This is a genomic window from Streptomyces sp. NPDC088923, assembly GCF_044749745.1.
Classification (GTDB): Bacteria; Actinomycetota; Actinomycetes; order Streptomycetales; family Streptomycetaceae; genus Streptomyces.
In genome coordinates, this window is the sequence record NZ_JBIVIO010000001.1 from 1,005,509 (window position 1) to 1,029,988 (window position 24,480).

Consider the following 24,480-nt stretch of genomic DNA (forward strand, 5'->3'; position numbering starts at 1 on the left):
GCTACGGGGTGTCCGTCAGCGACTCGCCGTCCAGTTCGGCGCGCATCCGCGCGCGCAGGCGCAGGGTGGCGAGGAGGCGGTGGAAGACGTCGGTCCAGTACAGGCCCGCGACGGGTTTGCCGTCCTCGTTCTCCTCGAAGGAGCCGATGAGTTTCTCCAGGTGGGGGGCCTCCGCCGGATCGAGACAGCGTTCGGCCAGGCCCATGACGCCGCTGAAGCTCCACGGGTAACTGCCCGCGTCGCGTGCGATGTTCAGCGCGTCCACGACCGCACGGCCCAGCTCGGCCGGCCACGGTGTCGCGCAGCCGCTGAGGAGTTGGAACGCCTCCGCCAGCCCGTTGGCGGCGAGGAAACCGGCCACCCACGCCGCCCGTTCCCCGGCGGGCAGCGCGGCGAGCAGCCTGGCCCGCTCCGCGAGCGCCGTCGCGCCCTGCTCCCCGCCGACCGGCGAACCGAGCAGCGCCCGCGACCACTCCGCGTCCCCCTGCCGCACGGCGGCCCGGCACCAGGCGGCGTGCAACTCCTCGCGCCAGCCTTCCGCGACGGGCCGCGCGACGAGTTCCGCGGGGGAGGCGCCGCCGAAGTGCTCCGGCCACACCGCGAGCGGCGCGGCCTCGACGACCTGCCCGAACCACCAGGCGCGCTCCCCGCGCCCCGCGGGCGGCTTCGCGACGACGCCGTCGTGCTCCATCGCGGCATCGCACGCGCGCGGCGTCTCGATCGTGAGCGACGTGTCCGCGGCGGGCCGCACGCAGGCGCGGGCCCGCTCCGCCATGCGCGCGGCGAGCGCGGAACCGGTGAGGGAGGAGAGGAGTTCGGCGGCCAGCGCGCGGACATTGCGGCTGCGGTCGTCGAGCGCGGCTTCGAGGAACGGCTCGTCGGCCTGCGAGAGCCCGGGCCGCAGGCAGTCGAGGAAGAGCAGCCGGTCCTCGGCCCGCTCCTTGGCCCACGTCGTGCCGAGCAGCGCGAGCGCCCGCGCGGGCTCGCCCTCGCGCACCCGGGCGAGCAGGGCGACCCGCTCGGCGAACAGGCCTTCGCCCCACAGCCGTTCATCGTCCCCGGGAGCGCTCGCCGCCGCCCCGTGCGCGGGGGGCGCCATGACCGTACGGCGTACGAAGGACCACTCGCGGTTCTGCTCGGCGAGCCACCGCCCCCGGACCCCGGCGAAGGCGAGCACGGCGGGGCGCAGGTCGGTACGGCCCCTGGCCGCGTCGAGCAGTGCGGGGAGGTGCTCCGGCGGGGACGCGAAGCCGTGCGCGTTCGCGCGCTCCAGCCACTGCGGGAGCAGCTCGGTCAGGTCCGGGGCGCTGCCGCGCTGGTCCCCGCGCGCGCTGAGCAGTTGCCCGAGCCGCTGCCGCGCCGCCTCGGGGAGCGGCGGCCGCGCCTCGGCCGCCACGGGTGCCGGCAGGGGCGCGGCGGCGGCGGGCAGCAGGCCCGCCCGGCGCCGTACGGTGCGCAGCGCCGCCTCGTCGAGCAGCGCGCCGGGACCGTTCGCGCCGCCCGCGCCCGCGAAGGGCCGCCGGTCGGTGCCGAGGAGGGCCGTCGTGACCAGTTCCTCCCAGCCGGGGCCGGACTCGGCGGACCGGGGGGACGGGTCGGAAGAAGGGGAGGTGTCGGTGACGCTCATGAGGTCTCCAGGTCGGGGGAGTTCAGCGCAGGGCGAGGGGCGGGGCGGGTGTCCGTGGGTGAGCGCTGGCCCGGCCCGTACCGGCCACGTGCTCGGGACCGGCCACGTGCTCGGGACCGTCCGCGTGCTCCGCCCCGTCCGCGTGCTCCGCGCCGTCCGCGTGCTCGGCGCCGTCGGGCTCCCAGGCCGCCAGAGGGTGGAAGCCTCGGTGTCCGCACTCGCCGAAGACGCGCAGGGGGCGTCCGCCCGAGGCGGCCAGGAGGCGCCACAGGCCCGAGGTGCTGGTGAAGGAGCGGGGGAGGGGGAGCGCGGTCCCGGTCGACGGCTCGGCGAGCTGCCAGCCGTCCGGGCCGCGCACGGGTATCACGCCGTCGAGCGTGACGGGCCAGGTGTCGAGCCACGGGTCCTCGACGAGCAGCGCCCCGTACCGCTCGGCCGCCTGCGCGACGGAGATCCCGGGCGGCCGTTCCGCGACCGGCACCGGGGGGCCGAAGCGCTCGCCGAGCGTCGCGCGCGGTCGCGCCGGGTGGGGGCGCAACTCCGCGTCCAGGCCGAGGCCCACGGGCAGGCTCACCTCGGGCGCCGAACCGGCGGCCCCGTACGAGAGGAGCAGCGCGGTGCGCCCCGTGCGCGTGCCGTGGAGCCAGATCCGGCGCGTCGTCAGGGTGCCTTCCTGCGTGTCGTACTGGGCGAGGACGAGCCACAGATCGCGCGCGCCCTCGGGCGGGGGCACGGTCTCGGGGAGGCCGAGGCGGCGCGCGACCGTCGCGGCGAGCGGCGCGGGCAGCGCCTCGCGGTGCGCCCAGCTCCGCACGAGCAGGTGGAGCAGCGCGCTCTCCTCCAGGAGCCGTACGGGCCAGCCCGCCCCGGAGCCCGGTATCGCGCCGAGTTCGCGGACGCGCGTGGCGAGGCCCTTGGCCTGCGCGTCGACCATGCGTGCGGCGGTCTCCTCCCACATCCCGTACCCGGCCCGTTCGGCGGAGGCGAGCCCGCCGCGCAGCAGGTCGGCGAGGCGTTGCTCCAGCTCGCGCGCCCCGGCCGTGACCCGCTCGGCCCGCCGTTCCGCGCGTTTCCGCGCGGCCTCCGGGTCCGCCTTCTCGGCGGAGGCGGTGCCGGACGCCGTTCCCGTGCTCTTCGCCGCCCGCTCGCGCCGCTTCTCCAGCCACTGCCCGGCCCACTCCGGCGGCTCCCCCCGCGGCACCGCCTCAGGCCCGGCCGACCAGAGCAGCAGCAGCCCGAGCACGTGCTTGCACGGGAACTTGCGGCTCGGGCACGAGCACGCGTACGCCGGGCCCGAGACATCGGCCAGCGCCTGGTACGGCTTGCTGCCGCTGCCCGCGCACAGCCCCCAGACCACTCCCTCCTCGGTCGTCCCCGTCCCCGACCACGGTCCCGCCGTGCCGAGCTTGCTTCCCGCCTTGCGCGACGGCGCGTCCGGTGCCAGCGAGAGCACCTGTTCCGCCGTCCAGCGAACCCCCTGCGAAGTCATGCCGCCCAACGTAGGACGCACCACTGACAATCCGTCATCACCGCAGGTCAGGGCGATTGTCAGTGGGGTGGTGCAGGGTGGAACACGCATCCGAACCGAAGGGGGAATCGGCTCCATGACCCTGCCCGCACAGCGGAGCGCCGAAGAGCGCCCGGACACCGCGCAGACCACCACGACCGGCACTGCGGACACCACCGCAACCGGCACCGCGGACACCACCGCGCAGGACCCGCCGGCCGACGCGCCCGAGGCCCTGCGCCCGCACGCCGAGGACGCCTTCGCGGACGAACTCGCCGCGCTCGCGGCCCAGGACGACCGCCCGCGCCCGGCCCGCTGGCGCCTCTCGCCGTGGGCCGTCGCGACCTACCTCCTCGGTGGCACGCTGCCCGACGGCACCGTCATCACGCCCAAGTACGTGGGCCCGCGCCGCATCGTCGAGGTCGCCGTCACGACGCTCGCGACCGACCGCGCCCTCCTCCTGCTCGGCGTGCCCGGGACCGCCAAGACGTGGGTCTCCGAGCACCTCGCCGCCGCCGTCAGCGGCGATTCGACCCTCCTCGTGCAGGGCACGGCGGGCACCTCCGAGGAGGCCATCCGGTACGGGTGGAACTACGCCCAGCTCCTCGCGCACGGCCCCAGCCGCGACGCCCTCGTGCCGAGCCCCGTCATGCGCGCCATGTCCGAGGGCATGACCGCGCGCGTCGAGGAGCTGACCCGCATCCCGGCCGACGTGCAGGACACGCTTATTACGATCCTCTCGGAGAAGACCCTGCCCATCCCGGAGTTGGGCACCGAGACGCAGGCCGTGGGCGGGTTCAACCTCATCGCCACCGCGAACGACCGCGACCGGGGCGTCAACGACCTCTCCAGCGCGCTCCGCCGCCGTTTCAACACGGTCGTCCTGCCGCTCCCCGAGAGCGTCGAGGCCGAGGTCGACATCGTCTCGCGCCGCGTCGACCAGCTCGGCCGCTCCCTCGAACTCCCCGAGGTCCCGGCGGGCGCCGAGGAGATCCGGCGCGTCGTCACGGTCTTCCGCGAGCTGCGCGACGGGATCACGGCGGACGGCCGCACGAAGGTCAAGACGCCCAGCGGCACGCTCTCCACGGCCGAGGCGATCTCCGTCGTCACCGGTGGCCTCGCCCTCGCCGCGCACTTCGGGGACGGGGTGCTGCGCCCCTCGGATGTCGCCGCCGGCATCCTCGGCGCGGTCGTACGGGACCCGGCGGCCGACCGCGTCGTGTGGCGCGAGTACCTGGAGGCCGTCGTCCGCGAGCGCGAGGGGTGGCAGGACTTCTACCGGGCCTGCCGCGAGGTGAGCGCATGAGCCGCGCTCAGGCCGCGCCGCTGCTCCTCGGTGTGCGGCACCACGGTCCCGGCTCCGCCCGCGCGGTGCGGGCCGCGCTCGACGCGGCGCCTCCCGCCGTCGTCCTGATCGAGGGCCCGCCCGAGGCCGACGCGCTCGCCCCGCTCGCCGCCGATCCGGGCCTGCGCCCGCCCGTCGCGCTGCTCGCCCACGTCGTCGACGAGCCCGCGCGCTCGGCTTTCTGGCCCTTCGCCGCCTTCTCGCCCGAGTGGACGGCCCTGCGCTGGGCCGCCGACCACGAGGTCCCCGTCCGCTTCATCGACCTCCCGGCGGCGAACAGCCTCGCGATGCGGGAGGGGGAGGGGGAGGAGGGGGAGGTACGGGAGGACGCGGCGGACGGCGGCACGGACGAGGACGCGGGCCCGGCCGCCGTACGGATCGACCCCGTCGCGGTACTCGCCGAGACCGCGGGGTACGACGACCCGGAGCGGTGGTGGGAGGACGTCGTCGAGCACCGGGGCGGCCCCTTCGACGGGGACGAGGCGTACCCCTTCGGAGCCTTCGCGGCCCTCGCGGAGGCGATGACGGCACTGCGCGAGCGGTACGCGGACGGCGGGCACCCGCGGGACGCGGTGCGCGAGGCGCACATGCGGCTGTGCCTGCGCGCCGCCGAGAAGGAATACGGGCCGCAGGCGGTCGCCGTCGTGTGCGGCGCCTGGCACGTACCCGCCCTCGCCACGCGCGTCCCGCTCGCCACCGACCGCGCGGCGCTGCGCGGGCTGCCCAAGGCGAAGACCGCGCTGACGTGGGTGCCGTGGACGCACCGCAGGCTCGCGCGGGCGAGCGGTTACGGCGCGGGAATCGAGTCGCCCGGCTGGTACGGGCACCTCTTCGCCGCGCCCGACCGGCCCGTCGAGCGGTGGCTCACGAAGGTCGCGGGGCTGTTGCGCGAGGAGGACAAGCACGTCTCCTCGGCGCACGTCATCGAGGCGGTACGGCTCGCCGAGACGCTCGCCGTCATGCGCGGGCGCCCGCTCGCGGGGCTCGGCGAGACGATGGACGCCGTGCGCTCCGTCATGTGCGAGGGCTCCGACGTGCCGCTCGCGCTCGTGCACGACCGGCTCGTCGTCGGCGACGTGCTCGGCGAAGTCCCCGACAGCGCGCCCGCGATGCCGCTCCAGCGCGACCTGACCCGCCTCCAGCGCGGCCTGCGCCTCAAGCCCGAGGCGCTGGAGCGCACCCTCGAACTCGACCTGCGCAAGGACAACGACGTCGCCCGCAGCGCCCTCCTGCACCGGCTGCGCCTGCTCGGCGTCGACTGGGGCGTCCCGGCCGCCTCGCACGGCAGCACGGGGACCTTCCGCGAGACGTGGACGCTGCGCTGGGACCCCGAACTCGCGGTGCGGGTCGCCGAGGCGGGCATCTGGGGCACGACGGTCCTCGGCGCCGCCGAGGCACGCGCGAGCGCGCGTGCGGCGGAGGCGAAGCGGCTCGGCGAGATCACCGCGCTCGTCGAGGCGTGCCTGCCCGCCGCGCTGAGCGAGTCGCTCCCGCACGTCATGCGCGCGCTCGCGGACCTCGCCGCGCTCGACACGGACGTGGCGCGCCTGGCCGAAGCGCTCCCGGCACTCGTGCGCACACTCCGCTACGGGGACGTGCGCGGCACCGACACGGGCGCGCTCACCGAGGTCGCGGCGGGCCTCGCCGAACGCGTCTTCGTCGGCCTCCCGCCCGCCTGCGCGGGCCTGGACGAGGAGGGCGCCAAGGCGGTGCGGAAGCAACTGGACGCCGTGCACGGGGCGGTGGGGCTGCTGGCGGACTCGCTGGAGGCGGGGCAGCCGGCGGCGAAGGACGCCCCGGGAACGGGGGCTCCGGCAGGGCCCGTCCCGCACGCCGGTCTGCGGCAGCGGTGGTACGGGGTGCTCCGCCGGATCGCCGGGCGGGACTCGGCGGCGGGCGTGGTGCGCGGGCGGTGCGCGCGGCTGTTGCTCGACGTGGGGGAGTGGGAGCGCGAGGAGGCGGCGCGGGTCATGGGCCTCGCGCTCTCGCCGGGGACGGCCCCGGCCGAGGCGGCCGCGTGGATCGACGGTTTCGTCGGCGGCGGGGCGCCGGGCGGCGGGCTGCTGCTCGTGCACGACGAACGGCTGCTCGCCCTCGTGGACGAGTGGCTCGTACGGGTGCCTTCGTCCGCGTTCACCGATGTGCTGCCGCTGCTGCGGCGCACGTTCTCCGCGTACGAGCCGGCCGTGCGCCGCTCGCTCGGCGAGCTGGTGGGGCGCGGGCGCGGTCCCGGCGGCGGGGCGCGGGACGGCGGCGGGTCCGTGGCGAGTGGGACGGTGCCGGGCTTCGGGACGGGGCTCGACGAGGCGCGTGCGGCGGCCGTCGTCCCCGTCGTGCTGCGGCTGCTGGGGCGGGCGGCGTGAGGAGCGGCGCGGGCACGGAGGGACGGGCGTGACGGTGCGGGACACGGAGACGGAGAAGGGGCGGAAGGCATGACGGGCCATGAGGTGGGCGAGGTCCTTCCCGAGGGGGAGCGCTTGCGGCGCTGGCGCCTCGTGCTCGGCGGGGACCGGGGCGCGGAGGGCACGGGGGCCTCGCTGAGCGGGCGTGACCTCGCGATGGACAAGGCGCTCGCCGCGCTCTACGGGGGACGGGACGGCGCGGACGGGCAGGCGCGGGGCGGGCGGCGGCAGGGCGGGCTCGGCGGTTCGGCACCTGACGTGGCGCGCTGGCTGGGCGACATCCGTACGTACTTCCCGACCTCCGTCGTCCAGGTGATGCAGCGGGACGCGATCGAACGGCTCGGGCTCTCCGCGCTGTTGCTGGAGCCGGAGATGCTGGAGGCGGTCGAGGCGGACGTGCACCTCGTCGGCACCCTGCTCTCGCTCAACAAGGCGATGCCCGAGACGACGAAGGAGACCGCGCGGGCCGTCGTCCGCAAGGTCGTCGAGGGGCTGGAGAAGAAGCTCGCGGCGAAGACCCGGCAGACCGTCACGGGCGCGCTCGACCGCGGCGCCCGCGTGAGCCGCCCCCGGCACCAGGACATCGACTGGAACCGCACGATCGCGGCGAACCTGAAGAACTACCTGCCCGAGTACCGCACCGTCGTGCCCGAGAAGCTCATCGGGTACGGGCGGGCCGCACGCGGCGTCAAGAAGGACGTCGTGCTCTGCATCGACCAGTCGGGCTCGATGGCCGCCTCCGTCGTCTACGCCTCCGTTTTCGGCGCGGTGCTCGCCTCGATGCGCTCGCTCGCCACCCGCCTCGTCGTCTTCGACACGTCCGTCGTCGACCTCACCGACCAGCTCGACGACCCCGTGGACGTCCTCTTCGGGACGCGGCTCGGCGGCGGTACGGACATCAACAGGGCGCTCGCGTACTGCCAGTCGAAGATCACCCGGCCCAGCGAGACGGTCGTGGTGCTCATCAGCGACCTCTACGAGGGCGGCATCAAGGACGAGATGCTGAAGCGGGTCGCGGCGATGAAGGCGGCGGGTGTGCAGTTCGTGACGCTGCTCGCGCTCTCCGACGAGGGCGCCCCCGCCTACGACCACGAGCACGCGGCGGCCCTCGCGGCCCTCGGAGCCCCCGCCTTCGCCTGCACCCCCGACCTCTTCCCGGAGATCATGGCCGCCGCCATCGAGAAGCGCCCCCTGCCGGTCCCGGACCCCGAGACGACCCCCTCCGGGCAGGGCCCGCGCTGAGCGGAACGGCGGTGCGGGGAGCCCGTAAAACCCCAGCTCAGAGCCCCCGCGGGGGCGGCACCCCGTGCCAGTGCGGGGGGCACGCTGTGACAGGTATCACCGCTGCGCCCGTACCTCGCGATTTAGAGACCACGGCGGGACGGCGATAGCCTGGCAGGCGGACATGCCGCGTACCCGGAACAACGACGTGTGCGCTTCTCTCAGTGACGAAGGCCAGCTGTCACGCCGCCCTGTCGCGGCACGCCCACGGATTGACAGACCGCACAGCGGCAAGATCACGGAGTAGGGACGGACGCGCGTGGACCTGTTCGAGTACCAGGCGAGGGACCTCTTCGCCAAGCACGGTGTACCGGTGCTGGCCGGTGAAGTCATCGACACGCCTGAGGCGGCGCGCGAGGCGACGGAGCGACTGGGCGGCAAGGCCGTCGTCAAGGCGCAGGTCAAGGTGGGTGGCCGTGGCAAGGCCGGTGGCGTGAAGCTCGCCTCCGACCCGGCCGACGCGGTCGAGAAGGCCGGTCAGATCCTCGGCATGGACATCAAGGGCCACACGGTCCACAAGGTGATGCTGGCCCAGACCGCGGACATCGTGGAGGAGTACTACGTCTCCTTCCTCCTGGACCGCACCAACCGCACCTTCCTCGCCATGGCCTCCGTCGAGGGCGGCATGGAGATCGAGGAGGTCGCCGCGACGAAGCCCGAGGCGCTCGCGAAGATCGCCGTCGACGCCAACGAGGGTGTGACCCCCGAGAAGGCGCGCGAGATCGTCGACGCCGCGAACTTCCCCGAGGACGTCAAGGACGGCATCGCCGAGGCGCTCCAGAAGCTGTGGACCGTCTTCGTCAAGGAGGACGCCCTCCTCGTCGAGGTCAACCCGCTGATCAAGTCCGGTGACGGCAAGATCATCGCGCTCGACGGCAAGGTCTCGCTCGACGAGAACGCCGACTTCCGCCAGCCGGAGCACGAGGCGCTGGAGGACAAGGCCGCCGCGAACCCGCTGGAGGCCGCCGCCAAGGCGAAGAACCTCAACTACGTGAAGCTCGACGGCGAGGTCGGCATCATCGGCAACGGCGCGGGTCTCGTCATGAGCACCCTCGACGTCGTCGCGTACGCCGGTGAGAACCACGGCGGCGTGAAGCCCGCCAACTTCCTCGACATCGGCGGCGGCGCCTCGGCCGAGGTCATGGCGAACGGCCTGGAGATCATCCTCGGCGACCCCGACGTCAAGTCGGTCTTCGTCAACGTCTTCGGCGGCATCACCGCCTGCGACGAGGTCGCCAACGGCATCGTGCAGGCCCTCGAACTGCTCAAGTCGAAGGGCGAGAACGTCAGCAAGCCGCTGGTCGTCCGTCTCGACGGCAACAACGCGGAGCTGGGTCGCAAGATCCTGTCGGACGCCAACCACCCGCTCGTGCAGCGCGTGGACACCATGGACGGCGCGGCCGACAAGGCCGCCGAGCTCGCGGCTGCGAAGTAAGGGAACGGGTCACCACACCATGGCTATTTTCCTGACCAAGGAAAGCAAGGTCATCGTCCAGGGGATGACCGGCGCCACCGGCATGAAGCACACCCGCCTCATGCTCGGCGACGGCACCAACATCGTCGGCGGCGTGAACCCGCGCAAGGCCGGCCAGAGCGTCGACTTCGACGGCACGTCCGTCCCCGTCTTCGGCTCCGTCGCCGAGGCGATCAAGGAGACCGGCGCCGACGTCAGCGTCATCTTCGTGCCGCCGGCCTTCGCGAAGGCCGCCGTCATCGAGGCGATCGACGCCGAGATCGGCCTCGCCGTCGTCATCACCGAGGGCATCGCCGTGCACGACTCGGCCGCCTTCTGGGCGTACGCGCAGAGCAAGGGCAACAAGACCCGCATCATCGGCCCGAACTGCCCCGGCCTCATCACGCCCGGCCAGTCGAACGCCGGCATCATCCCGGGCGACATCACGAAGCCGGGCCGCATCGGCCTGGTCTCGAAGTCCGGCACGCTGACGTACCAGATGATGTACGAGCTGCGCGACATCGGCTTCACCTCCGCCGTCGGCATCGGTGGCGACCCGGTCATCGGCACCACGCACATCGACGCCCTGGCGGCCTTCGAGGCCGACCCGGAGACCGACCTCATCGTCATGATCGGCGAGATCGGCGGCGACGCCGAGGAGCGTGCGGCCGACTACATCAAGGCCAACGTCACCAAGCCGGTCGTCGGCTACGTCGCGGGCTTCACCGCGCCCGAGGGCAAGACGATGGGCCACGCCGGCGCCATCGTCTCCGGCTCCTCCGGCACCGCCCAGGCGAAGAAGGAGGCCCTGGAGGCCGCCGGTGTCAAGGTCGGCAAGACCCCGACCGAGACCGCCAAGCTCGCCCGCGCCATCCTCAACGGCTGACACCCCCCGAGGCCCCGAGGGAGCGCCCGCTCGTTCCGCCCGCGCCCCGTCCCCGCACCGCGATGCGCTTCGCGTGTGGGGGACGGGGCGCGGGCGTTTCCCGTACGGGCTTCCGCGAGGACGGCGGGCGTTTCGCGTACGGGGCCCGGGACGGGCGTTTCGCCTACGGGGCCCGGGACGGGCGTTTCGCCTACGGGGTGGGACAGGCGCCCGCCGCACGGAACCCGCGCGCCCGGTGGCACCGGACCGGCTCCCCGCCCGCCGCCCCCTTCACGCCACCACACTCCACACCCCCGCCCCCACGAGCACGACCGCGAGCCCGCGCCGCGTTCCGCGCCCCGCCGCCCGCCGGGACCCCCGCCGCGCGAGCCCGGCCCAGCCGAGCAGCCACGCGGTGAGCAGGGCCGCGTGCAGGGTCGTCAGCGCCAGTACGCGCGCGCTCACCCGTCCGTGGGGATCGACGAAGCGGGGGAGCAGCACGAGGTAGAGCGAGAGCGCCTTCGGGTTCAGGACGTTGGCGATCAGCGCCCCGAGGCCGAGCCGCCACCCGGCCCGGACCGAGCCCCTGCGATCCCGCGCCCCGCCCTCCCCCACACGCCACAACCGCACCCCCAGGAACGCGAGATACCCCGCCCCCGCCAGACGCAGCGCCAGCAGCGGGCCCGGGTGGGCGGTGAGCAGCGTGGCGAGGCCCGCCGTGACGAGCGCCGCGTGCGCGTACAGGCCGCTCACCGTGCCGAGGACGACGGGGACCACGCGGCCGGGGTTTCGCGTCACGAGCGCCAGGCTCGCGCCGGGGGTGACGACGAAGGGCAGGACCGCGAGCGCGAAACCGGCGAGCGCGGCCGGGGTGCTCACGCCGCGACGCGGAAGTGGGTCGTCAAGTGCCGCTCGCCCGGGGCGAGTACGTGGTAGGCGAGGCCGGGCGGCTGGGTGTCGTCGGCGTGGCCCTCGCCCTCCCAGGGCAGGCGCAGGGTGTACGTGACGGCCGGGGCCGAGCGGAGCGCGACGCCCGCGAAGCTCGTCGCCGCGGCGGTGTGCGCGTGGCCCGTCAGGAGGGCGAGGACGCGGGGGTGACGGGCGAGCAGGTCCGCGAGGTCCTCGGGGCGGGTGAGGCGGAGGCGGTCGGGGAGCGGGTGGTGCAGACGGGCCGGGGGGTGGTGGAAGGCGAGGACGGCGGGGACCTCGTCCGGCAGCGCGGTCAGGCTCGACTCGATCCAGGCCGACGTCTCGGGGCTCAGCGCGCCCGCGCTCGCACCGGGAATGCTGGAGTCGCACATGAGGACGGCGAGCGCGGGCGCGCCGTCCCGCCGCAGGACGTGCAGCTCGTCGACCGGCCCGTCCCCCGTCGCCCCGTCCCGCAGCACCTTGCGGTAGGCGCGGCGCTCGTCGTGGTTGCCGGGGCAGGTCAGTACGGGGAAGGGCAGCCCGGCGAGGAGCGCGGCCACCTCCTCGTACTCGCTCTCGGCGCCGTGGTCCGCGAGGTCGCCGGTGACGAGGAGCGCGTCCACGGCGTCCCCCGCCGCGCGGACCCGGTCCAGGGCGGCACGGGCGCGGGCGGCGGCGTGCTCCGTTCCGTCGAGGTGCAGGTCACTCAGGTGTGCGAGAAGCATGGGTCCCCCTCCGGCTCGCGGGCGGCGGCGCCGCGATGGACGTCGCGCCCCGAACGTTCTAACGGTTAATATTTCTTTTGGCGTGAGGAAACGTAGGGGGTCTCCGGATGAGCGGTCAAGCGCGCCCGCATGATGGAGGGATGACCGAGCAACCGGAGGAACCCCGCTGGGCCGCGCTCTCCCTCGCCAGCACGATTCGCCACGACGGCGACGGCGGGGTCGCCGACGACCTGGACACGCTCGACGGGCTCCGGGCGTGGCTCGACGAGGCCGCACCGCTCCTGCCGGGCGCGCCGAGGTGGGAGGCGTCGGAGGCGCTGCGGGGCGAGGTCAGGGCGCTGCGGGGCGCGGTACGGGCGCTGTTCGCGCGGGGCGTCCGGCCCGGCCCCGTCAGCTCGGCCGACGCCGACCGCCTCCAGCCCGCCGACGAGGCGCTGGCCCTGCTCAACGCCACCGCCGCGAGGGTCCCCCTGCGCCAGGTGCTCGACTGGCCAAAGGGCGCGGCCCCCGCCGTACGCCTGGAGCCGGACCCCCGGACGGACACGCTCCCCGCCTCCCTCGCCCGCGCCGCGCTCGACTTCCTCGCGGCGCCCGACTTCGCGCGTCTGCGCGCCTGTACGGCACCCCGCTGTGTGCGGTACTTCGTGCGGCGGCACGGCAGGCAGGAGTGGTGCAAGCCCTCCTGCGGCAACCGGGCCCGCGCTGCCCGCCATTACCGGAGGCACCGGGGTGAGCGCGACGGGACGGAGGGCGCGGGCTGAGGGGCCCCCGCTCAGCCGCCCAGGGGGAAGAGCCGCCCCGGGCCCGTTCCCGGGCCCTTCGCGGGGGGCCGGTCCTGTGCGGTGGGCGGGTGCGGGGGGCCCTGGGCCGGGGTGAGGGTGCCGTCCACCTCGGTCGCGGGGGGCGGGGGTGGGGTGCTGTCCGTGGTGGCGACGGCGTAGAGCGTCGTCGCGGCGAGGAGGCCTGCGAGGGTCAGCGCCGCGCCGGTGCGGGCGCGGCCCGCGAGACGGACGTCGGCGAGTGCCGTTTCGGCGGAGGGGGGCGTGGGGCGTCCCGGGACCTCGCCCTCCGCGAGGAAGGCGCGCAGGCGGGCCGTCAACTGCTCCGGTTCGTCAACGAGTTCGGGAAGGTGGGCGGTCAGGGCCTCGCGGGCGTGCAGCAGGCGGCGCGCCGCTGCCGGGGTGCTCGCCTCCACCTCCGCCGCCGTCTCGGGCAGGTCGAGCCCCACCCCCTCGTGAAGCAGCACCACCCTGCGGTGCGGCGGGCGCAGGCGCAGCAGCGCCTCCGCGAGCGCCGCCTGCCCCGCGTCGGCGGGCGCCGCCCTGCGCCCCCGGCCACCGAACCCGCGCCAGGGCGACAGCGCCGATTCGTGCACCACCGCCCGCACCCACCCCTCCGGGTCCGGATCGCCCGCCACCTCCGGCCAGCGCTCCCACGCCTGCCGGAAACCGCTCAGCACGGCGACGAGCGCCACGTGCGGGCGGCTCGTCAGGAGGTACGCCTGACGCAGCAGGCCGGGCGCGGCCCGCGCGTAGAGCGCGGCGAAGGCCGCTTCCGGGGGGCCGGGGAGCGGGAGCGGCCCGGCGGCGGGCAGGGCGTGCGCGATATCGGGGATCACGGGGGGCGCCTCGACGGGGCGGGGGATGCCTGGGGGACGTGCCGCCTCCTCGCCGGTGGATTGACGTGCCGTCTCCTCGTCGGTACGGGGCGCCTCCCCGGTCCGCGTCGGCTCCTCGCCGGCAGGCGTCCCCTCCCCGGTACGCGCCGACGCCTCCTCCGTACGCCCCGCCTCCTCGCCCGTACCTCCCGCCCCGCCCTCCGCCGTGAGCCCGGCCGCCAGTTCGGTGAGCAGTCCCGCGTATGCCGCCAGCCGTCTGCCGTGCGGGCGGGTGCGGCCCCGTTCCCAGGCGCGCAGCGTCTGCGGGCTCACGCCGAGCCGTGTCGCCGCCTGAGCGCGGGTCAGGCCCGCGCGCTCGCGCAGCAGGCGCCGGTCGGTGGCGGGTGGCAGGGCGTGGGTCACCGGCTCCGACGCCACGTCGGAACCGCGTTCGCCGTGGTGGGCGGACGGGCCGGGGATCATCGCGCACCCCCGTGGTGAGGGGTTCCCTGACGGCACGGGGCGTCGCTCCGTACGTAAGATCGCATAGTCGTATATTGGGCGACACCTCCGGTACGCGCTTCTTGCGCGGGTATCGACTGGGTCATTGGGAGCATGGCCCGGTGACCGAGATGACCGATCCGCCCGGGGCCGCCACGTCCCCGCCCCAGGGCACCCCCGCCGCCCCGCCCGTCGCCGCCCGCCTCGGCAGACGGCTGCCCGCCTTCATCGCCTCGCTCCTCGGCGGGGCCTTCGCCGCCGGGCTCGGACTCGGCGCGCTCGCGGTCCTCGTCATGGTGCTGTGGGTCAGTTCGCCGTTCCCCGACAGCGGTCCCGGCGGCGCGCTGCGGCTCGCCGCCTCGCTGTGGTTCCTCGGGCACGGCGCGACGCTCGCCCGCTCCAGCCTCGTCACCGGCGAGTCCGTCCCGCTCGGCCTCGTCCCCCTCCTGCTGCCGCTCCTGCCGCTGTGGCTCCTGCACCGCGCGGCGCGCGAGGCGGCCGAACCGGAGGAGCGGGGCGCGCTCCTGCCGGTACGGGCCAGGGGGTGGCTCGGCGGACGCGGGGCCGCCGTGGCCGGTGTGTGCGCCGGCTACCTCCTCGTCGCGGCCGCCGCGCTCCTCTACGCGCGGGGCGGCGACCCGGCGCCCGAACCGCTGAGCGCGCTGCTCCACGTACCGCCGCTCGTCGCCGTCGCGGTCGCCTCGGGCGTGTGGGCGGCGCACGGGCGGCCCGACCCGCTGCCCGCGCTCTCGGTGCGGCTCGGGGCGCGGCGGGAGGTCCTGACGACGGTCCTGCGGGCCGCGACCGCCGCCGTGCTCGGCCTCGTCGCCGGCGGCGCGCTGCTCCTCGTGACGACCCTGAGCAGCCATGCGGACGCCGTGCGCGCCGCCTTCGACCGCGTCACCGACGACTGGTCGGGCCTCGCCGCCGTACTCCTCCTCGCCGTCACCCTCGTCCCCAACGCGGTCCTGTGGGCGGCCTCCTACGCGCTCGGCACCGGTTTCCTCGTGGGTACGGGGCACTTCGTGGCGCTCTCCGGAGCGGCGCCGCTCGCCGGGCTGCCGCCCTTCCCGCTCCTCGCCGCCCTCCCGGCGAACGGCGACCCGGCGCCCTCGACGTGGACGGTGCTCGTGCTGCCGCCTGCCGCCGCGCTCCTCGGGGGTCTCCTGGTGGGTCGCGTCGCCGCGCCCGTACGGCCCGGGGAGGTGGACGAGTCCGCGGTGTGGTCGCGTGGCACGACAGCCCTGACGGCGGCCTGCGCGGCCCTCCTGGCGGGCCTCGTCGTGGGAGCACTCGCCACGGCCTCGGCGGGCGCGCTCGGCACGGGCCCGCTGCGGGACTTCGGCCCGGTGGGCTGGCTCGCGGGGGCGGCCACCTTCGTCTGGACGGCCTTCCTGGGCGTCCCGGCGGCGCTCGGGCTGCGGGCGTGGCGGCTGCGGGGGACGGTGCCGGAGCCGGCGGCGGACGGTGCGCCGCCCGTACCGGCGGCCGGGCCGGCCGCGTCCTCGCGGGAGGTCCCCGGGCTCGTGTCCCCGCCCGGCCGCTGGTGGCTGCCGCGGCGCGACCGCGAGACGGGGGCGGCCGAGGCGGTGGGCGGGGCCGAGGCGGTGGTGCCTGCTGAGGTGGTGGCGGTCGAGCAGGAGCCGGCGGCCTCGGGCGCCGGTGGGGCGGACGGTGCCAGCGAGGGGGCGGACGCGTCCGGGGTGGCCGAGGTGGCTGCGACGCCGGGGGCGGGCGGGGAGCCCGGGGTGGACGCGGCGGACGCGGCGGACGTCGAGGCCGGGGAAGGAGCGAAGGCCCGGGAAGGCGCGAGCGGCGGGGAGGGCGCGGAGGACGGGATCGCCGAGGAGATCGAGACGCTTCTGGCGGAGGCGGACCCGGGGGCGGCGCGTGGGGAGGGTGACGCGGGGGAGGGACGTGCGGAGGACGGGGGAAAGTAGTGAGGGGTGCGGGGTAGGTATCCGGTGGCCCCGCCCCCCTCCGAATCGCCCCGAGCGCCGGTTTCCTGACGGCCGGTCCGCCTCGCCCCCCTCCCCGGGCTACTCGGCCAGGAGCGGGCGGAGTTCCTTCGGGAGGAGGTTCTCGCAGGCGTCGCGGGACTGGTGGGTGGCCGCGTCGTCGACGCAGGTGAAGTAGTCGCTGTAGACGCCGTGGAAGACGAAGACGCTGGCGACCGCCATGATGCTCAGGGCCGAGGTCACGATGCCCGTGACCGCCGAGGGGACCTGGGGGCGGGTCCGGGTGACGGGGCGGCCGTACGGCGTGGGGGGCGCCGGGGACGGGTGCTTCGCCGCCTCCTCGCGCGCCCTCGTGGCGGCCTCCTCCGGGTCCTTGCCCTTCGCGACCGCGCGCAGCGCCGCCTCCGACTCCTGCGGGGTGCGGGCCCGGCCGCGCAGCGCCGAGATGCCCCAGTAGAGGCCGAGGGCGCCGAGGAGCAGGGCGAGATAGGTCCAGCCGAGGAAGAGTCCGAGGACGAGACCCCAGGTCCCGGCCATCAGCGCGTAACGGGCGTGCCGCTGCACCGGGTCGGTGGGGTCCCAGCGGGGGATACGGGGGAACGGGCCGCCCGGACCACCGTCGCCCTTGCCGTTGCCCGGACCCTGGCCGGGGCCTTGGCCGGGCCCCTGCCGCGGCCCACCCTGACCAGGTCCCTGCCAAGGTCCCCGCTGCCCCCGGCCCTGAGATCCCTGCCCCTCCGGCCCCTGCCCCTCCGGTCCCTGGCCGCCCTGCGGCGGGGTGTCCGGACGGTTGCCCCAGCCGCCGCCGCGCCACGGCTCCGGCTGCCGGCCGCTCCAGCGCGTACCGCCGCCCTCGGGAGCGCGCGGGCGCCAGGGCTGGTCCGGCCGGTCGGCGGGCGGGGCGGCGAAGGGATTGTCCGGCTCGCCCTGCGCCTCGGGCCCGCCCCGGGTGCCGGGCGCCTCCCGCTCACCGGAGCCGGGCGCCGAACCCGCACCGGAAGAGCCCGTACCGGCGGACTCCGTACCGGAAGAGCCCGTCCCGGAAGAGCCCGCACCGGAGGGCCCCGTCCCGGAAGAGCCCGTACCGGCGGACCCCGTACCGGAACCCTCCGCCCCCGAGGAATCGCCCCCCTCCCGCAGCGCGAACAGCGGCCACCCCGCGCTCTCGCGGCCTTCGTCGCCGGGGCGGAAGGAGGTGGTGGGGAGCACGCCGAGCGGGGCTCCGGCGGCGGCGCCCGCGGGGGCGACGGTGCGGAGGCGGGGGCGGGCGGATCGGTCCGGCATCAGGAGGCGTCTTCCCCTTGCTGTGCGGCCGTCACGGGCGGGTGCGGGCGGCCTGGACTGACGAAAGGCGGCGGTGGGCGGGCGGCGGGCGCCCGCGCGGACACCCTTGACGCTACCTGCCGCTCGCCGCCCCTTCGGGGCTGGCCCTGCCCCCGGGAGCCCTCGGGGCCGTCCGAGTGCCCGAACGGGGGCCGGTATCGTTGCTGACGGTCGGCGGCTTCGTAGAGTTCCCCGTATCGCGTGACGCGCCACCTTCGTGCGAAGCCACAAAGGGGCGGACGCGTACGGCCCGCCGGGGTGAGTCGCGTCACACCGTGGTGGCGTTCCCGGTCCCCGCCGCCTGCCGCCCGCCCCGCGAAACACCGCGGTCCCGCGCCCCGGCGCCGTACCGCCCCCGTCCAGAAAGGGCCGCTCGTGGCCTCCGCACCGCCCCCCGACCACGCCCCCGGCGTCAAGCGCCTCGTCGTCCTCGTCTCCGGCACCGGCAGCAACCTCCAAGCTCTCCTCGACACCATCGAGGAGCGGGGTCCGGAGCGCTACGGGGCACGCGTCGTCGCCGTGGGCGCCGACCGTGAGGGCATCACGGGCCTGGAGCGGGCCCGCGCCGCCGGTATCCCCACCTTCGTGTGCCGCGTCAAGGACCACCCGGACCGGGCCGCCTGGGATCTCGCGCTCGCCGAGGCCACCGCCGCGCACGCCCCGGACCTCGTGGTCTCGGCCGGTTTCATGAAGATCGTCGGCAAGGAGTTCCTGGACCGTTTCGGCGGGCGCTTCGTCAACACCCACCCCGCACTGCTGCCCAGTTTCCCCGGCGCCCACGGCGTCAGGGACGCCCTCGCCTACGGGGCGAAGGTCACGGGCTGCACCGTCCACTTCGTCGACGACGGCGTCGACACCGGACCGATCATCGCCCAGGGCGTGGTCGAGATCCGCGAGGACGATTCGCCGGAGGGCGAGGCCGCCCTCCACGCACGTATCAAGGACGTCGAGCGCGCACTGCTCGTCGAGGTCGTGGGGCGCCTGGCCCGCCACGGCTACCGCATCGAGGGACGAAAGGTACTGGTTCCGTGACGACCGAGTCCACGACCACCCACACCGACACCGACACCGCCGAGGCGGGCCGCCGCCCGCTGCGCCGCGCGCTCGTCAGCGTCTACGACAAGACCGGCCTCGAAGACCTCGCACGCGGACTGCACGAGGCCGGCGTCCAGCTCGTCTCGACCGGCTCCACCGCCGGGAAGATCGCCGCCGCCGGGGTCCCCGTCACCAAGGTCGAGGAGCTGACCGGCTTCCCCGAGTGTCTCGACGGCCGCGTCAAGACCCTCCACCCCAAGGTCCACGCGGGCATCCTCGCCGACCTGCGCCTGGACGCGCACCGCGCGCAGCTCGACGAGCTGGGCGTCGAGCCCTTCGACCTCGTGATCGTCAACCTCTACCCCTTCCGCGAGACGGTCGCCTCGGGCGCGACGCCGGACGAGTGCGTCGAGCAGATCGACATCGGCGGCCCCTCGATGGTCCGCGCCGCCGCCAAGAACCACCCCTCCGTCGCGATCGTGACGAGCCCGGAGCGGTACGGGGACGTGCTCGCCGCCGCGCGCGAGGGCGGCTTCGACCTCCGTACCCGCAAGCGCCTGGCCGCCGAGGCCTTCCAGCACACCGCCGCGTACGACGTCGCGGTGGCCTCCTGGTTCGCCGACGACTACGCCGCCGCCGACGACAGCGGCTTCCCCGACTTCACGGGCGCCACCTACACCCGCTCCCACGTGCTGCGCTACGGCGAGAACCCGCACCAGGGCGCCGCGCTCTACGTGGACGGCACGGGCGGGCTCGCGCAGGCCGAGCAGCTGCACGGCAAGGAGATGTCGTACAACAACTACACGGACACGGACGCCGCGCGCCGTGCCGCGTACGACCACGCCGAGCCGTGCGTCGCGATCATCAAGCACGCGAACCCGTGCGGCATCGCGATCGGCGCGGACGTCGCCGAGGCGCACCGCAGGGCGCACGCGTGCGACCCGCTCTCGGCCTTCGGCGGCGTCATCGCCGTCAACCGGCCCGTGAGCCGGGAGATGGCCGCGCAGGTCGCCGAGATCTTCACCGAGGTCATCGTCGCCCCGGCGTACGAGGACGGCGCCGTCGAACTCCTCGCGAAGAAGAAGAACATCCGCATCCTCGTCGCGCCCGGCGCCCCCGCCTCGCGCACCGAGACGAAGCAGATCGACGGCGGCGCGCTCGTCCAGGTCACCGACCGGCTCCAGGCCGAGGGCGACGACCCGGCCAACTGGACGCTCGCGACGGGTGAGGCGCTCGACGCGGCGGGGCTGCGCGAGCTGGAGTTCGCCTGGAAGGCCTGCCGGGCCGTCAAGTCCAACGCCATCCTGCTCGCCAAGGACGGCGCCTCGGTCGGCGTCGGCATGGGCCAGGTCAACCGCGTCGACTCCGCGAAGCTCGCCGTCGAGCGCGCGGGCGAGGAGCGCGCGGCCGGTTCCTTCGCCGCCTCCGACGCCTTCTTCCCCTTCCCCGACGGCCTGGAGGTCCTGACGGCCGCCGGGGTCCGCGCGGTCGTCCAGCCGGGCGGTTCGGTACGCGACGAACTCGTCGTCGAGGCCGCGAAGAAGGCCGGCGTGACGATGTACTTCACGGGGACGCGACACTTCTTCCACTGAGGCCGGACGACCGGAGGGCCCTCGTCGGCGCGCGTGCCTGCGCGTCAGCGGGGGCCCTCGGCTCGGTGCGCCGCGATCCGTTCAGCCGCGTGGCCTGTTGAACCAGGCGGCGCCGTCGGACTTGCCGACGAAGACGGCCACCAGGATGCCCAGGACCAGGTGCGGGATGCCGACGAACACGAACGGGAAGAGGCCCAGCACCGCCGTCACGATGGCGAAGACGAGCGTGGTGATCCTGACCCCGTTGCCGCCACCGCGCACCTGGAGGGCCAGGACGGCGGCGCCGATCGCCCAGACGAGGGAGAAGACGGCGATGCCCCAGGCGATACCGGCGTTCTGCGAGTCGCTGAGCGAGGACTCGAAGCCGCTGAAGTCGTCGTCGTTGGAGGCAGCCGCGCCCAGGCTGTAGAGGACGGTGCCTATCAGGCACAGCCCGACGATGACCCACAGCATGACCCGCGCCGCCTTCACGCCGCCCGGCATCTGCGCCGGGTAGCCCGGACCGCCGTACCCGTATCCGTAGCCGTACGGCGCGTTGGGGTCGACGGGCGGGGCCTGCGGGTAGCCGTAGCCGGGCTGCTGCGGGTAACCGGGCAGGTCTCCCTGCGGGTTGCCGGGCGGCTGGCCGCCGGGCGGGCCGTACGGGTTGTTCGGGTCGCCGTGACTCATCGGGTTCCTCCGTGGGGACCGTTGGGGACGGTGCGCACCGTGGACGGAGGAACGAGCGCGTCGTGATCCCCCGGCACAGCCCGCGCGTAGGGGAACCATCCTTCGTGTGGGGGACGCGAAGTGTCCAGGTGTTGACGAAGGGCGTTGCCCAAGTGAGACGCGCGGACCCTTGCCGTCGCGCCGGTACGGGGGCTCGTGGCACGGCTCGTCAGGGGCCCCGGGCCCGTACCGGCACCCGGATTCGTTCCGCACCCCCCGCATCGGCGAAGATGTGCGGTATGAGCGCGCAGATTCTCGACGGCAAGGCCACCGCGGCACAGATCAAGTCCGAGCTGAAGGAGCGGGTCGCGGTGCTGCGCGAGCGCGGCCTCGTGCCCGGGCTCGGCACCCTCCTCGTCGGCGAGGACCCGGGGAGCCAGAAGTACGTGGCGGGCAAGCACCGCGACTGCGCACAGGTCGGCATCGCCTCGATCCAGCGCGAACTGCCCGCGAGCGCCACGCAGGAGGAGATCGAGGACGTCGTCCGCGAGCTCAACGCCGACCCCGCGTGCACCGGTTACATCGTGCAGCTCCCGCTCCCCAAGGGCATCGACGAGAACCGCGTCCTCGAACTCATGGACCCGGACAAGGACGCCGACGGCCTCCACCCGATGAACCTCGGCCGCCTCGTCCTCAACGAGCCGGCCCCGCTGCCCTGCACCCCGTACGGCATCGTGCGCCTCCTGCGGCAGCACGGCGTCGAGCTGAACGGCGCCGAGGTCGTCGTCGTGGGCCGCGGCGTCACGATCGGCCGCCCGATGCCGCTGCTGCTCACGCGCCGCTCCGAGAACGCGACCGTCACGCAGTGCCACACCGGCACCCGCGACCTCTCGGCCCACCTGCGCCGCGCCGACATCATCGTGGCCGCCGCCGGGGTGCCGCACCTCATCAAGCCCGAGGACGTCAAGCCCGGCGCCGCGGTGCTCGACGTCGGCGTCTCGCGCGACGAGAACGGCAAGATCGTCGGCGACGTGCATCCCGGCGTCGCCGAGATCGCGGGCTGGCTCTCGCCCAACCCGGGCGGCGTCGGCCCGATGACCCGCGCCCAGCTCCTCGTCAACGTCGTCGAGGCGGCCGAACGCGCCGCTGTCTGAGCGGAGTTCCGCGGGTCGCGAGGGGCGGGGGCGCGTCACCGGCGGTACGGGGGCGGTCGCGCCTCGCCGGGTGGGCGCTCCGTACCGGGGTACGTGGCGGATCGCGCCCCCACCCGCGTACCGCCCCGCGTCCGCCCGTACCGACCTTGGCCGCTCCGGGCGGCTCCGGGCCGTCCCCGACCGCTCCTGATCGTCCCCGACAGTCCCTGACCGTCACCCCGCCTCATCCTGATCGCCGCCCGCCGACGAAAGGCACCACCCGTGGCCGGAGAGCCGAACGAGAGCCGCACCCCCGCGTCCGCCACGGACCACCCGGACCGCACGGAACGCACGGACCACCCGGAGCGCACGGACCGTACTGACGGCGGTGGGGCCGCGCGTCCCGAGGGTGGGCGGCAGCCGAAGCGCGAGGCGCACGGGGCCACCGCCGTGACCGTGCCCGAGGCGCCGGAGGCGGCGGGCGAGGCCGCGGACGACGAGGAGGCCCCCGTGGTGACCGAGGTGGTCAGCGCGCCCGGGCCCGACGGGCAGCCGATGCGGACCACCCGCGAGGTCAGCGGGATCACGCGGGACACCGCCCGCCCCGAGGGCGGCGGGCGCGCGGCCCCCGCCGACGCCCCCGCGCCCGCGCGGCAGTGGCCGATCATCAGCGTCCTCGCGACCACGGGCCTGGGACTCCTCGTCACCGGGCTCGGTTTCTTCCGGGTCGGCACGCTGCTCGTGGGGCTCGCGCTGCTGCTCGGCGCGGTGCTGCGCTGGACCGTGAGCGCGGTGGGGATGCTCGCCGTGCGCTCGCGCTTCACGGACACGCTCACCTACGGGGTGCTCGGCCTGGTCGTCTTCTTCCTCGCGCTCATGGTCCAGCCGAAGCCCTGGCTCGTGATCCCCTTCCTCGACGAGATCCTCCACTTCACCGTCGACTGACGGCCCCCGCACGACGGCCCCCGCACGACGGCCCCCGCACGACGGCCCCCGCGCGACGGCCGCCTCGTACGACCCCTCGTGAACCCTGGGACCCCTGCGATCACTTGTGCGCGAATGATGCCCGGAATGGTGCGTTCACTGACACGCTCCGCGCATTTCGCCGCCTTCACCCTTCGCGTCCTGTTGCCGCCTGATTGAGTGGACGTGTCGATGCCCGGCGTGCGACGGTGCGTCCTCCCGTTCCGAATGCTCCCGTGCGCCCCCCTTCGGTGGAACTGTCGCTCTTGGCGGGAGCGTTCTCGTGGGTAGGCCAGGACGGGGCCCGGCAGGGCCGGTCCGGGCGGGCGGGGCCGGCTCGCGGGCCGGGGGAGAGCAGGCACAGGGGGAAAGAGGGGGAGACGATGCCGCGTTGGAAGGCGCTGCCCGAAGGGCTCGATCCGCAGATCCGCGAGTTCACCGGGCAGTTGCGCCGACTCGTGGACCGCGCCGGGCTCAGCGTCGCGGCGCTCGCGGACCGTACGGGCTACAGCAAGACATCCTGGGAGCGGTATCTCGGCGGCAGGCTGCTCGCGCCCAAGGGCGCGGTCATCGCGCTCGCCGAGGTGACGGGCGCCCAACCGCACCACCTGACGACGATGTGGGAGCTGGCCGAACGCGCCTGGAGCCGCGCCGAGTCGCGCCACGACCTGACGATGGAGGCCGTGCGCGTCTCGCAGGCGCGCGCGGCGCTCGGCGAGCGGCCCGCCCCGGCCCGCGCGGCGACGGCCACGTACCCGGGACGGAACCCGGGACCGGTCCGCGAGGAGCCGGAGCGCGACGTGCGGGGGGAGCCGTTACGGGGCGGGCCGCCGGTGGGCGAGCGCGAACCGGCGCGGGACGGGGCCGCGCCACCCGGCGCCCGGCCGCCGGGGCGGCCGTCCGGGGCCTCGCCCTCGCGCGGGCGGCGGCGCGCGACGCTGTTCCTCGCCGGGGTGACGGGCGCGCTTCTCGTGCTCGCCGCGATCGTCTTCGTCCCGCGACTGCTCGACCGCGACGACACGAACCAGCGCGCCGCACCCAGGAGTTCGCCCTCGGTACGGGCCGCCGAACTGCCCGAGGGGGTGCGGTGCGCGGGCGCGGACTGTGCGGGCGAGGACCCGGAGGCGATGGGGTGCAGCGGTGAGCTGGCCCGGACGACGGACCGCGCCGCCGTCGGCACGCGGCTCATCGAGGTGCGGTACAGCGAGGTGTGCGGTGCCGCGTGGGCGCGGATCACGCGGGCGGGCCCGGGGGACACGGTGACGGCCAGGGCGGGCGGGCGCACCCAGCGGGTCACGGTCGCGGACACGGGCGACGCCTATACACGGATGCTCCCCGTCGCGGGGCCGGGCCGGACGCGGGCCTGCGCCGAGGTCGGCGCGGGGACGAGAGGCTGCGCGGGGGCGGACTGAGCGCCGGGGCGAGGGGCCGCCGACGGTTCTCCGCCGGGCCGATGACCGGTCGCCCCTGCGCTCGGATCGTCGGCGCGCACGAGGAGTGGGGGAGCGGCCCCGGAGAAATTCTCCGCTGACCGCGCATACCCCGCCGGACTCCGGGAAGACGCGGTCATACCCCCCACGGGAGAATCCCCCTCCCGGCGAAGGCCGCCGCAGCAC

At 75.3% G+C, this 24,480-nt stretch carries 19 protein-coding genes; 12 read left to right on the top strand and 7 right to left on the bottom strand.

The features are described 5' to 3' along the window. Position 1: 1 nt before the first annotated feature. Positions 2-1,627 carry a DUF5691 domain-containing protein gene (locus tag ACIP4O_RS04765; RefSeq protein WP_401571472.1) on the bottom strand — a complete coding sequence of 542 codons (1,626 nt, stop codon included), beginning with the start codon at positions 1,625-1,627 and terminating at the stop codon, positions 2-4. Positions 1,628-1,649: 22 nt separating this feature from the next. Next, positions 1,650-3,116, bottom strand: coding sequence for an SWIM zinc finger family protein (locus ACIP4O_RS04770; RefSeq protein ID WP_401571475.1), 1,467 nt, complete (start codon positions 3,114-3,116; stop codon positions 1,650-1,652). Between the two features lie 115 nt (positions 3,117-3,231). Here ACIP4O_RS04770 and ACIP4O_RS04775 point away from each other — a divergent pair, with 115 nt between their 5' ends. The 5 genes from ACIP4O_RS04775 to sucD all read left to right on the top strand — a co-directional run bounded on the left by ACIP4O_RS04775 (position 3,232) and on the right by sucD (position 10,501). Further along, positions 3,232-4,440, top strand: a complete 1,209-nt coding sequence (locus tag ACIP4O_RS04775) for an AAA family ATPase (protein WP_401571478.1) — start codon at positions 3,232-3,234, stop codon at positions 4,438-4,440. Then, entirely contained in the window at positions 4,437-6,842 is a 2,406-nt protein-coding gene (locus ACIP4O_RS04780; RefSeq protein WP_401571481.1) for a DUF5682 family protein, read from the top strand. The genes ACIP4O_RS04775 and ACIP4O_RS04780 overlap by 4 nt, the downstream gene beginning before the upstream one ends. 69 nt (positions 6,843-6,911) lie before the next feature. Beyond that, a complete protein-coding gene (locus tag ACIP4O_RS04785; RefSeq protein ID WP_401571484.1) occupies positions 6,912-8,123 on the top strand; it encodes a VWA domain-containing protein in 1,212 nt (403 codons plus the stop codon). A 298-nt stretch (positions 8,124-8,421) separates the two neighbouring features. Next, on the top strand, positions 8,422-9,597 hold the full coding sequence (gene sucC / locus ACIP4O_RS04790; protein ID WP_401571487.1) for an ADP-forming succinate--CoA ligase subunit beta: 1,176 nt from the start codon (positions 8,422-8,424) through the stop codon (positions 9,595-9,597). Between the two features lie 19 nt (positions 9,598-9,616). Continuing rightward, complete coding sequence (gene sucD / locus ACIP4O_RS04795) at positions 9,617-10,501, top strand: succinate--CoA ligase subunit alpha (RefSeq protein ID WP_361320503.1); 885 nt, start codon at positions 9,617-9,619, stop codon at positions 10,499-10,501. A gap of 270 nt (positions 10,502-10,771) precedes the next feature. On the opposite strand, the gene ACIP4O_RS04800 is transcribed toward sucD, so the two are convergent. Then, the gene (locus ACIP4O_RS04800) at positions 10,772-11,359 is read right to left on the bottom strand and encodes a LysE family translocator (RefSeq protein WP_401571490.1); all 588 of its coding nucleotides are present in this window, start codon (positions 11,357-11,359) and stop codon (positions 10,772-10,774) included. After that, positions 11,356-12,114 (bottom strand): metallophosphoesterase, encoded by a 759-nt coding sequence (locus tag ACIP4O_RS04805; RefSeq protein ID WP_401571493.1) that lies wholly within the window; start codon positions 12,112-12,114, stop codon positions 11,356-11,358. The genes ACIP4O_RS04800 and ACIP4O_RS04805 overlap by 4 nt, the downstream gene beginning before the upstream one ends. Before the next feature lie 140 nt (positions 12,115-12,254). Between ACIP4O_RS04805 and ACIP4O_RS04810 the strand changes: the two genes are divergently transcribed. Next, on the top strand, positions 12,255-12,875 hold the full coding sequence (locus ACIP4O_RS04810) for a CGNR zinc finger domain-containing protein (protein WP_401571496.1): 621 nt from the start codon (positions 12,255-12,257) through the stop codon (positions 12,873-12,875). 11 nt (positions 12,876-12,886) lie between these two features. Here ACIP4O_RS04810 and ACIP4O_RS04815 read toward each other — a convergent pair whose 3' ends face one another. Beyond that, on the bottom strand, positions 12,887-14,194 hold the full coding sequence (locus tag ACIP4O_RS04815; RefSeq protein WP_401571499.1) for a helix-turn-helix domain-containing protein: 1,308 nt from the start codon (positions 14,192-14,194) through the stop codon (positions 12,887-12,889). A 149-nt stretch (positions 14,195-14,343) separates the two neighbouring features. On the opposite strand from ACIP4O_RS04815, the gene ACIP4O_RS04820 reads away from it, so the two are divergent. Then, a complete protein-coding gene (locus ACIP4O_RS04820; protein ID WP_401573825.1) occupies positions 14,344-16,152 on the top strand; it encodes a DUF6350 family protein in 1,809 nt (602 codons plus the stop codon). A 99-nt stretch (positions 16,153-16,251) separates the two neighbouring features. On the opposite strand, the gene ACIP4O_RS04825 is transcribed toward ACIP4O_RS04820, so the two are convergent. Further along, positions 16,252-17,454 carry a hypothetical protein gene (locus ACIP4O_RS04825; protein WP_401571501.1) on the bottom strand — a complete coding sequence of 401 codons (1,203 nt, stop codon included), beginning with the start codon at positions 17,452-17,454 and terminating at the stop codon, positions 16,252-16,254. Between the two features lie 414 nt (positions 17,455-17,868). Between ACIP4O_RS04825 and purN the strand changes: the two genes are divergently transcribed. Continuing rightward, entirely contained in the window at positions 17,869-18,525 is a 657-nt protein-coding gene (gene purN / locus ACIP4O_RS04830; protein ID WP_401571504.1) for a phosphoribosylglycinamide formyltransferase, read from the top strand. Next, on the top strand, positions 18,522-20,120 hold the full coding sequence (gene purH / locus ACIP4O_RS04835; RefSeq protein ID WP_401571507.1) for a bifunctional phosphoribosylaminoimidazolecarboxamide formyltransferase/IMP cyclohydrolase: 1,599 nt from the start codon (positions 18,522-18,524) through the stop codon (positions 20,118-20,120). The genes purN and purH overlap by 4 nt, the downstream gene beginning before the upstream one ends. Positions 20,121-20,201: 81 nt before the next feature. Here the strand turns inward: purH and ACIP4O_RS04840 are convergent, their stop codons facing one another. After that, the gene (locus ACIP4O_RS04840) at positions 20,202-20,789 is read right to left on the bottom strand and encodes a hypothetical protein (RefSeq protein ID WP_401571510.1); all 588 of its coding nucleotides are present in this window, start codon (positions 20,787-20,789) and stop codon (positions 20,202-20,204) included. Between the two features lie 278 nt (positions 20,790-21,067). Here ACIP4O_RS04840 and ACIP4O_RS04845 point away from each other — a divergent pair, with 278 nt between their 5' ends. From ACIP4O_RS04845 to ACIP4O_RS04855, 3 genes are all read left to right on the top strand, one after another. Beyond that, positions 21,068-21,922, top strand: coding sequence for a bifunctional methylenetetrahydrofolate dehydrogenase/methenyltetrahydrofolate cyclohydrolase (locus tag ACIP4O_RS04845; RefSeq protein WP_401571513.1), 855 nt, complete (start codon positions 21,068-21,070; stop codon positions 21,920-21,922). Between the two features lie 261 nt (positions 21,923-22,183). Further along, a complete protein-coding gene (locus tag ACIP4O_RS04850; protein WP_401571516.1) occupies positions 22,184-22,846 on the top strand; it encodes a DUF3017 domain-containing protein in 663 nt (220 codons plus the stop codon). Positions 22,847-23,247: 401 nt separating this feature from the next. Further along, on the top strand, positions 23,248-24,276 hold the full coding sequence (locus ACIP4O_RS04855; RefSeq protein ID WP_401571518.1) for a helix-turn-helix domain-containing protein: 1,029 nt from the start codon (positions 23,248-23,250) through the stop codon (positions 24,274-24,276). Positions 24,277-24,480 lie beyond the last annotated feature (204 nt).

What these genes read in the sequence shown, in the direction of transcription:
- ACIP4O_RS04765 (WP_401571472.1), bottom strand. Translation starts at nt 1,627, where the DNA reads ATGAGCGTCACCGACACCTCCCCTTCTTCCGACCCGTCCCCCCGGTCC.
- sucD (WP_361320503.1), top strand. Translation starts at nt 9,617, where the DNA reads ATGGCTATTTTCCTGACCAAGGAAAGCAAGGTCATCGTCCAGGGGATG.
- ACIP4O_RS04780 (WP_401571481.1), top strand. Translation starts at nt 4,437, where the DNA reads ATGAGCCGCGCTCAGGCCGCGCCGCTGCTCCTCGGTGTGCGGCACCAC.
- ACIP4O_RS04810 (WP_401571496.1), top strand. Translation starts at nt 12,255, where the DNA reads ATGACCGAGCAACCGGAGGAACCCCGCTGGGCCGCGCTCTCCCTCGCC.
- ACIP4O_RS04825 (WP_401571501.1), bottom strand. Translation starts at nt 17,454, where the DNA reads ATGCCGGACCGATCCGCCCGCCCCCGCCTCCGCACCGTCGCCCCCGCG.
- ACIP4O_RS04785 (WP_401571484.1), top strand. Translation starts at nt 6,912, where the DNA reads ATGACGGGCCATGAGGTGGGCGAGGTCCTTCCCGAGGGGGAGCGCTTG.
- ACIP4O_RS04815 (WP_401571499.1), bottom strand. Translation starts at nt 14,194, where the DNA reads ATGATCCCCGGCCCGTCCGCCCACCACGGCGAACGCGGTTCCGACGTG.
- ACIP4O_RS04805 (WP_401571493.1), bottom strand. Translation starts at nt 12,114, where the DNA reads ATGCTTCTCGCACACCTGAGTGACCTGCACCTCGACGGAACGGAGCAC.
- ACIP4O_RS04775 (WP_401571478.1), top strand. Translation starts at nt 3,232, where the DNA reads ATGACCCTGCCCGCACAGCGGAGCGCCGAAGAGCGCCCGGACACCGCG.
- ACIP4O_RS04820 (WP_401573825.1), top strand. Translation starts at nt 14,344, where the DNA reads ATGACCGATCCGCCCGGGGCCGCCACGTCCCCGCCCCAGGGCACCCCC.
- ACIP4O_RS04840 (WP_401571510.1), bottom strand. Translation starts at nt 20,789, where the DNA reads ATGAGTCACGGCGACCCGAACAACCCGTACGGCCCGCCCGGCGGCCAG.
- ACIP4O_RS04855 (WP_401571518.1), top strand. Translation starts at nt 23,248, where the DNA reads ATGCCGCGTTGGAAGGCGCTGCCCGAAGGGCTCGATCCGCAGATCCGC.
- ACIP4O_RS04845 (WP_401571513.1), top strand. Translation starts at nt 21,068, where the DNA reads ATGAGCGCGCAGATTCTCGACGGCAAGGCCACCGCGGCACAGATCAAG.
- ACIP4O_RS04770 (WP_401571475.1), bottom strand. Translation starts at nt 3,116, where the DNA reads ATGACTTCGCAGGGGGTTCGCTGGACGGCGGAACAGGTGCTCTCGCTG.